7 protein-coding genes are annotated in these 9,866 nt (G+C 32.7%); 6 read left to right on the forward strand and 1 reads right to left on the reverse strand.

Annotated features, from left to right (window positions below; all coding sequences use genetic code 11):
* Positions 1-5 precede the first annotated feature (5 nt).
* Both dnaG and A8B35_RS22175 read left to right on the forward strand, forming a co-directional pair.
* Entirely contained in the window at positions 6-3,227 is a 3,222-nt protein-coding gene (gene dnaG / locus A8B35_RS22170) for a DNA primase (RefSeq protein WP_075604071.1), read from the forward strand.
* Positions 3,228-3,577: 350 nt separating this feature from the next.
* Positions 3,578-4,468 carry an Rpn family recombination-promoting nuclease/putative transposase gene (locus A8B35_RS22175; RefSeq protein ID WP_075604072.1) on the forward strand — a complete coding sequence of 297 codons (891 nt, stop codon included), beginning with the start codon at positions 3,578-3,580 and terminating at the stop codon, positions 4,466-4,468.
* A gap of 62 nt (positions 4,469-4,530) precedes the next feature.
* Here A8B35_RS22175 and A8B35_RS22180 read toward each other — a convergent pair whose 3' ends face one another.
* Positions 4,531-4,818: a hypothetical protein gene (locus A8B35_RS22180; protein ID WP_075604073.1), complete on the reverse strand. Its 288-nt coding sequence runs from the start codon at positions 4,816-4,818 to the stop codon at positions 4,531-4,533.
* Positions 4,819-5,408: 590 nt separating this feature from the next.
* On the opposite strand from A8B35_RS22180, the gene A8B35_RS22185 reads away from it, so the two are divergent.
* The 4 genes from A8B35_RS22185 to A8B35_RS22200 all read left to right on the forward strand — a co-directional run bounded on the left by A8B35_RS22185 (position 5,409) and on the right by A8B35_RS22200 (position 9,799).
* Positions 5,409-5,642, forward strand: coding sequence for a DUF4248 domain-containing protein (locus A8B35_RS22185; protein WP_075604074.1), 234 nt, complete (start codon positions 5,409-5,411; stop codon positions 5,640-5,642).
* Positions 5,639-5,986 (forward strand): J domain-containing protein, encoded by a 348-nt coding sequence (locus A8B35_RS22190; RefSeq protein WP_075604075.1) that lies wholly within the window; start codon positions 5,639-5,641, stop codon positions 5,984-5,986. Before A8B35_RS22185 ends, A8B35_RS22190 begins: the two co-directional genes overlap by 4 nt.
* Positions 5,987-6,099: 113 nt before the next feature.
* A complete protein-coding gene (locus A8B35_RS22195) occupies positions 6,100-8,112 on the forward strand; it encodes a hypothetical protein (protein WP_075604076.1) in 2,013 nt (670 codons plus the stop codon).
* Positions 8,105-9,799: a hypothetical protein gene (locus tag A8B35_RS22200; protein ID WP_075604077.1), complete on the forward strand. Its 1,695-nt coding sequence runs from the start codon at positions 8,105-8,107 to the stop codon at positions 9,797-9,799. The genes A8B35_RS22195 and A8B35_RS22200 overlap by 8 nt, the downstream gene beginning before the upstream one ends.
* Positions 9,800-9,866 lie beyond the last annotated feature (67 nt).

Below are 9,866 nucleotides of genomic sequence, written 5' to 3' on the forward strand. Positions count from 1 at the left end.
CTCACATGGATGTAAACAGAGTTGTAGAACAAATAAACGACAATACTCTTATCGTTGTAGAAAATTTCATCAAAGTGAAAAAGGCAGGAAGCAATTACAAAGCTTGCTGTCCTTTTCACAATGAAAAAACAGCTTCGTTTAGCGTTAACCCAGCAAAGGGTATCTATAAATGCTTTGGTTGTGATAAGGGTGGTAATGCCATTGAATTCATTAAGGAGCATGAAGGTGTTGACTTTAAAGAAGCAGTTGAAATTGGTGCAAAGATTCTAAATATCAGCTTTGGATGGAAAAAGAGCACCAACTTCGATGAAGCGAAATTCAAACATGAAGAAAGCCTAAAGATAGCTTGTAGCCATATTGAGAAATTCTTCTTGGAACAAGTTAACAACAAGGAAGCTCAAGCGTATATAAAAGAGCGTAAGCTTGCAATTCCTGAGCATGGCAGCTTTAATATTGGTTATGCTCCAAATGGAAATGCTTTACTCTCCCATGTTCGAGAACAAGGCTTAAAAACAGAAATCCTTGAAGAAATTGGCGTATTAATGAGTTCAGATAAAGGTTTGTATGATTTCTTCAGAAATAGACTCGTATTTCCCATATCAAATTCAAAAGGTCAAACTATTGCATTTGCTGGGCGTAACTTGAAAGAAAACCCGAAGGTTAAATACATGAATACTCCAGAGAGTTGTATTTATACCAAAGGAAATGAGTTATACGCTTTAAACGTGGCTCGTTTTGCGATACAAAAACAGGATCAGGCATTTTTAGTAGAAGGCTATTCCGATGTGCTGCGGATGCATGATATAGGTATAGAAAACACGGTTGCTACTTGTGGTACTGCTCTAACTCAAGCACAAGCAAAACTCCTGAAACGCTACACCAACAAAGTAACTTTAATATTTGATGGTGATGCTGCAGGTTTACTAGCTACTGATAGAAATGCAGAGATATTAATCAAGAATGAATTTCATGTATCAGTAGTTTTATTGCCCGAAAAGCAAGACCCGGACTCCACTTTTACAACCAAAGAAGCATTTCTTCAGTACACCGAAAAGCAATCGGATTATGTGGTATATAAAACAGAATCGTATAGCGAGAAATTTGCAAACGATCCGCTTAAAAAGTCCGAAGCCATTAAACGTATAGCTTCACTAATTTCTAGCTACGATAGAACAAACCAAGAAGTATATCTTGATTTTGTATCGGAACTAATTAAACCAAAGAAAGCTTGGCAAGATGCACTAAAGGAATACAGTCAGCCTATCGAGAAAAAAGCAAAGAAAAAGGAGAATATCAGCGAAATCATTAAGCTGAAAAAGGAACAACAGGAGAACCTTCTGGAGAATCAGTTTTATGAAGAAAATGGGGCTTACTATACTGTGGAGGGAAAAAACCCAAAGCAAATATCCAATTTTACTTTTGAGGCCTTATTTTGTGTTTTTCACAAAGACCCACTAGGTAGATTGGATTTGAAATATGTATTACGCTTGAATAGTCAATACGGAAGAAAACGTCTGGCCATTATCACATCTGATGACTTTTGTACACCTGCATCGTTTAAAAAACAAGTACACCGCAGGCATGGTTTCTTTTGGTATGGCAACGACAGCCAGCTGGATAATATTAAGAATGTGAAACTATTGGGCATACCAGAAGCCAAAGAATTGAAACGTGTTGGCTACAACGAAACTAATAACTTTTGGGTGTTTGCTAACGGATTATACTATAATAAGAATTTCCATCCTATCGATGAGTACGGCATCACTACCCATGCTACTCAAATAAACAATTTGGATGAGTTTGATCAAATACCACCCGAAAGCCAAATACGCATTAATGATACCTTTCATGTATTGAATACCACTGCCGAATTTATTGGTAGATATGGTAAAAAGAAACTGGAGCAATCTATTACTAAAGGGCAAGTTCATCTGCTTCATTTCTTTTATTTGCCTTATGGTAAATCTTTAAAAATTGGCAGTTCTGATGGTGGTAATCCTTTTAAGGAAAACTCTAAGTATGTGCATCCAATAAAAGGTAGCAATTGGAACTTTGATAGATGGGCATCTTCCATGACAAAGGTTTATCCTGGGAATGCTGAACTTCTAATAGCTTATTACATTGCCACCATATTCAGTGATTTAATCTACAAAGCCAACTTTGGATATTTCCCTATTTTGTTTCTTTTTGGAAAACGCCAATCGGGTAAAAGTACCGCTGCACGTAGCATCATGTACATGTTTGGTAAACCTCCCATGGAAGATGGAATCAACTTAGCATCTGGTAGTACAAGCACGGGTATGCAGCGTAGTATGGATTCTACCACCAACCATCCGTTTTGGGGTAACGAGTACAAGAATAGTATACACAAAAACACCATTGAGGCTTTAAAAGGTATTGCCGATCGTAACGGTAAGCTTACAGGAGTTAAATCAGGCGGTAACGAAACAAAAATTGCAAGGCCCAGAGGTTCTGGTATCATTAGCGGTCAGGATTTACCAACGCAAGACCCTGCACTAAGTAGTCGTAGTTTATTGGGCGAGTTTGACGATACTAACCGAGGCAACTATGCTGACTTGAAATTATTTAAAGCAGCCGAAGAGAGCTTACAGTTTACCAACATTACTTGCTCTGTATTCGATTACCGATATTTGATTGAAGAACACTATTCTAAACTTGAACCTGATATTAGTTCAGAACTTATGGATGAATTGATAAGCGAGTATGGTAACGTTGATCGCAGAACAGTACTTAATATCTCATCTGTTCTTACACCTATGAAAATACTGATGGAGCAATCGGATTTAAGTTTTCCCTTTGAATTTGTAGCTGCAAAAAATGCCTTAACACGCTCTGCAAGGTTAACCATATCAGTACAAAACCAGAGCGATGAAGTAGAACAGTATTTCCATGTACTCCAATCTCTGCTTAACTTATATAAGCTATCTGATAATACCCACTATAAAATTGTAGCAGCCGAGAATAACGAAAAGCATCTTTATCTACGAGTTGGTGCGATTCATGGTTTATACCGTGAGCAAGCACGGAAAGAAGGAATAACAGTATTAGACCAGGCTGTTATTGGTGAGTACTTAAAGAAGCACCGCTCATTTATCGACTACCGTAAGAAGAATGTCAAGTTTGGCAGTAACAGAACAAGTGCCTACATCATGAACTATGATACGCTAAAAGATCAGGGCATAGAATTGGAACGCTTTAGCTTATAACTACAGTAAAATATATTTTTAAGCCTTAATTATGGTAGTAATGCAAAAATCGTCCTCATTTCCTCACTTAGTAGTTAAGAATATAATAACATATTGATATATAATGCATTATTACTTAAACCTATTAAAATAAGTGAGGACGAGTGAGGAAAAAGGCAAAAATATGAGGGACAAGTGAGGAATTATTTATGTTTTTCCTCACTCCTCCTCATCGTCCTCATTTTACATTACTAATTATCAACACTATAACTCCAAAGTGAGGAATGAGGACGCTTTTTTAGAAATACCATAGGTCGTACAAAACCACTTTTAAAAAAAAGCAAAATATCAATTTTAAAAAATAGTATTCAATGAAGACCAAATATAAAGTACAGAAAAACAACAACATACACGACAACTTCTTTAAGAGTATGTTTTCAGTAAAAGAGAACCTTGTTGACCTACTACATGGCTCATTACCAAATGATATAATACAGCGTTTGAAAATTGATAGTTTAGAATACGACCCAACAGAGTATGTCGACCATGAACTTGCTCCATATTTTAAAGATATTTCATGCAATATGGAGTATGATAATACTGATATTAAAGTTTCATTGCTTTACGAACACAAGAGCTATCCGGATAAAAACATACACTTGCAATTGTTAAGGTATATTTTAAATGTTTGGGAGAATCAAGCTAGCAATAAGCAAAAATTGACGCCTGTAATTACTATGGTATTTTATCATGGCAAACGCAGATGGGTAGATAAAGGATTTGTTGAAGTTCCCCAAGAGCTCAAGCGATTTGTGCCCTTATTTGACTATGCCCTATTCGATACAAAGGATATTGAAGACCATGCAATAATACGTCATTTCAAACGCCCTAGCGTGAAAGTAGCGGTATGGTTTATGAAACGAAGTGATAACCTTATCCAGTTTATTAGAAGTAATCCTGAGTTAGCACGAGAGATGTTTAGCCAGTTGCAGGAAATTGATGAAACTATCTTTCAGAAAATAGCCTTATATTTGTATAAGGTTTCTGATATGGAATCGGATAAAATTGATGAGATTATGGAAACAATTTCAGTACAAACAAAAGATGCTTTTGCAGAAGCTAGACGTGATTTAGAATTCTCGGCTGTTAAACGTATTGCTATTAATATGATTAATGAAGCTGCAAGTGATGCCTACATCTGTAAAATGACAGGATTAAAACCTAATCAGGTACAGCAATTACGTAAAGAGAATACGCATTAAAAATATTATAAGATGATAGTAACCCGTTATCAGTTATGGTATCGGGTTTTTATTTTTGCTGTCTAGCTTGGAACCCTGTTGTTTAAAAATGTTTCATTAAAATCATTAGATAAATGAAGAACAATAAGGGCTTCTACTTTTTCTTTGCTATAATGAATAGATAATCTTTCAACCATCCAACATTCACCTTCTTCAATTTCTCTCATCCTTTTTAGGTCATCTTCGTCTTCAATATAGTCTTCCCAATCACAGCTGAAAATTTCTCCATGAGTGGGAAATACAGCAGGGTCTTCAATTCGAATATTTCTAAAATGTCCGTAATCAAATGCCACAACTAAACTTTTCTTCATTTTTCGGGTCTTTTATTTCTATCACCAATATACTCTGATTATTTCTATTTACTAATACTAAGCAAATTTTACAGATTAGATATTTTCCTTATATTTAACAAGCTAATTACCAAGGGTGTAATATCTTAATTTATGCCCAAAATAAGTCGTATATCATTAAAAATAAGCCTTGTAACGAGGCTTTTGTTGTTTAAGGATGTTCCATTTATTTGCATTTGTTACTATATGCTTTGTTTTATTAGTAGCAATATTCAAACAACATATCAGTATGTTATATCTATTGGTAAGCTCCATCAAATAATTGCCAAATATTCACTCTTTTTATTAGATGCCAGCTTAAATTCGAATCACTTTCTAAGCTGCAGACAGCATTTTCTTGTTTTTGGATCAATGCTCTTGAATTATAGTCTTCAAAAAGTAGATTATTCAGCAATGCAGCCTGAACAATGTCTGAATATAAGCTCAGACTGTCTTAGTGTTCAAAAAAGCTTTAAAAAGCAGTCTCAAGCACTTAAAATATACACTACAACACTGCTTTTAGTATTATTTCAAGCACGTTACTGTTCTTCTTTCAACCTAAACACAGCATTATGATAGTACAACGAACCATATTAAAACAGGATATAGTAAGAAAGTTATATCCAAACAGTAACTCAATTCGTTCAGCCTTGCAGCAGCTAAGAAATGAAATTGACTTTTGCCCTGAACTCAAAAAACAGATCGAACTGGCTGGTAATACAAGACGACACTATTATACCAAACAGCAGCTCCTTTTAATTCTAGAACACTTTTGTATAACACTCGAAGAATTTGAAGAACTATGAACTATTTTAATGGTATCACAGATTTAGAACAAGCCAAACAACGCTATCGAACATTAGCAAAGCAATTGCATCCTGATAAAGGAGGAACTACTTATGAGTTCCAAAGAATGCAAGCTGAATATAAAGAGCTTCTTTTAGGTATTAAGCACAAACGCAATATCGTTATAAACACACATCAACCATCTCCCGAAAATGAACTATTAAGTGAATTAGGGAATCTTGCTAGAGTATTACTAAAAAAGCAAGTGCCTCAAGATTATTTAAGGAAGAAGATGCATGCAACAGATTCTCTATTGAAGAAAGGTTTGATTGGTGATATTGTGGATTTGTTAGATAACTTGTAAAAAACCAAATATGAGATTTATATCATAAGATAAGAGATAATTAATCGAAATTTTATAGTTTAGTAGCTGAAATATTTAATTTCGAATGAATAAAAAAAGGACCCTAATTCAATATGATCAATATTGCTGAAATTAAATATAAACTCGATAATAATAAAGCCTTAAAATTTAACCTTGATTTGCTAGTAGATTATAGTATTTCAAGTAAAACTTTGATTTTCAATCAGGATATTGACGGAATCGCATTCGAAAAACTTTCAGAATATCAGATTATTAAACTTCAATCTAATAAATATCATTTGATTGATTTTGAAGTTTTTGGCTTCTGTATTTATAACTTATACAAAAGAAAAAGTAAGATAAAGCTCACTTGTGATTTTAATACCTTCGTATCGTTGCTAAAAGAAATTGAAGCTGATTATAAATCAAGTAAATTTACTAGAAACCTTACAACTTTAATGAATCAACTTTGGGCTATCGCTATTCTAGATTCGAATCAAAACTTTAATATTGACTGTACTGTTTATCTTAGATCATTAGACACTAAAGCAAATAGAGACGATTTATTCTCCTTTAATGAGGGGTATAGCAGTGTATTGCCTTTACTAAATATCAAAGTTGCTGAGTTCTATCAAAATGGCATTCGGTTAATAAATTGTACAAAAAGTGATGTCAATTATAATATGCCCCTTGGTAGTATAATAAAGGGTATACGCAATAAAATAAATCAAAACGTAGAATGGGGACTTAGATGCTTTGAGCATTCAATAACGCAGCCTGATTTGGAGATTAACTTCTTAATACCAATAATTACAGGTTTGTATGATGAATTGAGATCATCCTTTTACAGGAAATATCTTGAAGATAAAATTTTTACCAACACCTTAGATGTCTCAATTATATGTGGTTTGTCTAGTGTTCAATATATAAAGGACGAAGAATGTGAATTATTCTTTGAAATATTTAACCAAGTTGATAAAGGCAATACCCATGTATTAGTGAATCTTCCGAAATTACTTTTTGCTATTATAAGGTCAAAGGAAGTAGGCCTAGATAAAAAGCATATAAAGAAATCTTTTGAACTTTTGGCAGATCTATTAGAAATTGACAATACTAATTTGATATGCCACATCTTAAGTGAAAATGAATTTCAGGACGACCATCCAAAATTAAGGCAAAGATTAATAATTAACTTCATTAGGAAGCGTCATTTCAAACAAGAATACTTAAATTTTATTAATCACTTTCTTTGGAAGCTTAACGACGTAATATATCTCGAAAAAGTGTTATATGCCATAGCTGAAGTATTACCTTTTAAATCAATTTCAAAAAATATTTCATCATCACTTAATGAAGTTCGTTCTAAGCACACAATGGAGTTTGATAAGATAATAGTTCATCTATTAATTAAAGATATTGCGTATTTCAGGTTTTTAGCTACAGATATTATTAATGATTTATACTCATCAAACTATAGCTTTGCTTATAATATACTCGAACTAAACTCCTTAGATCAATATAAGCTTTGGGTTTCACTGTTTCAAATAAATCGAGAGCCTAAGTACTTACTGCCCTGTCTTCTTCCATTACTAAAATCTAAATCTGAGTTAGTTAAGGAATCTTTCGTATGTAAGTTAGAGGAATATACTGAAAGCTATGGAAGTTCTGTTACTAAAATTCTTAAACAGAAGCTTGATTTCAACGATAATGATTTAAAAGCTGTTTTTAAAAGAGTACAAAACCACACTGATGAATTTTATAAGAAGAATGTACTAGTAAAAAATGGAATAAAAGAATTAAACCCATCATTCTCTCAAAATAAATTATTTGTTGACTATAATAAAAACCACTCAAGACGTTTTAGTCTTCAAATAAAAAAAAGTAGCGAAAACGATAATTCTTTTATGAATTTAATATCTAAAGTAGTGTTGTTAAAAGGTGGTGGATGGAAAATGGATGGAAGAGATGAAATTTCAAAATTGGGTAATTTTGGAACTAGTTTTTCTTTACCAAGAAAGTACTTTATTAATCCTGAATTATTTGATTATGAATTCCATAAAGAAACCAGAGGTGATTGGGATAAGAATAGCTTTAAAGAAATTAAACGGTGTTTAGATAATGAATAGTAATAGTATCATAGTACAAGAATATCTAGGTAGTCTGAAAGAGGATAAAGAATTAGACTACTTGTTTCCTATTTTATTAAATGTTATGGGATTCCGTATTGTTCAAACTGCTCTTGAATCAAAAGGGCAATCTCAATATGGTAAGGATATTATTGCTATTGGGAATGATCAAAATGGAATTAGGTATCGATGGTACTTTGAATTGAAAGGTTTTAAAGACAGGAATATTACAGATAAAAACTTCTCAATACCTGATGGTATCAGAGAATCTATTATTGAAGCAAAAGATACTGCTTTTAACGATAGCTCAATACCAGAATTTAACTCACTCCCCGTAAAGATAGTAATAGTACATAATGGTGTAATAAAAACTAATATAAGACCCACATTTGATGGTTTTATATCTAGGGAATTTAGTCCTGGTGAATTTGAACGTTGGGATATTTATTACTTGACAGATTTATTTAGCAAATATTTGTTTAGCGAATATCTATTATCTGATTCAGAGAGTAATAGATTATTAAAAAGGACCTTGGCATTTTTGGATTCTCCAGATAACGATTTCATGGACTTTAAGCAATTAGTCGAAATACAGGTCGATAAAATAGATTCAATTAAGGGACGTACTTTTAAAAAGTTCTTTGCCACAATTAATCTTTTATCCTCAATCGTCTTCCATTATAGTATTGAGAATACAAACCTTATTGCTGCTAAAGAGTGTTCAGATTATATCGTTTTAAGAGTTTGGTCTTGGATTTTGAAACAAGGCTTAGAAGAAAAACAGGCTGTTTTAAAAGAGTTCCGAAAGTTGCTGAAAATACAATATGATATATTAAATTTATATTTTAAGAAAACGTTTAAAATTGCTTGTTTAGAGAATGGCTTGTATGCGGAAAATGGTACTTTCTTTGAATCAATTGGTTACCCTTTAAGGTGTTTTGATTATATAAATGACTTGATCTACTATTGCGAACTTAAATGCTATTATCCTGACTTTCGGAAAGTATCTAATCAACAACAACTACGCAATCTTCAGAAGGATAAAATCATCAAGTTAATAAAAAACAATAGTGGTGCGTATCGCCCAATAATTGATAACCATTCTATAACAATATTAAATACACTTCGTTTTTTTTCAGAGAAATCAGATATAAGACAAAAAGATGTTGACTTTTTGGCGTCGTATATTTTTGGTGTTATAAATGGATTGCTTTTAATTAAAGTTAATAGCAAACGCCTTCCTGATGGTTACAACAGGATAAATTTAGTTTCTGAATTTGTCGCTACGGGAGAAAAACCAGAAGAGTATACGGATGAATCATCTATGTTAATAGCCGTTCTGTATGAACTATTGGTTTTATTTGATGCTGAGGATACTTATCTAAATTTAAAAATGCATCTTGACGATAAAGTAAATCTTCAAATCGCTCATCCAAATATTAAAGAATTTAATATTGAAGAATCATTGTTTGAAAGACACATGGATACAGAGTACTACATTGATAGTTTTCAAACTGTTCCTGAAAATTTCGAAGAATTTAAGAAAAAAGTTAAAGAGAAAGAATATGAAGAAATTAAATATAGAACCGATAAAGCAGGATTTCCATACTTAAGAACACTAGCGCATAAGTACTTTAAAAATGAAATATTCCCTGATGAATGGAGAAGATTAATAACTAGGGATTAGTTAATTTATTAAGTCGGCACTCCACCGACTTTTTTTATACTTCAAAGTAAGAAACAGCCAATTCTAT

This window comes from Saccharicrinis aurantiacus (genome assembly GCF_001660705.2).
GTDB classification, from domain to species: Bacteria; Bacteroidota; Bacteroidia; order Bacteroidales; family Marinilabiliaceae; genus Saccharicrinis; species Saccharicrinis aurantiacus.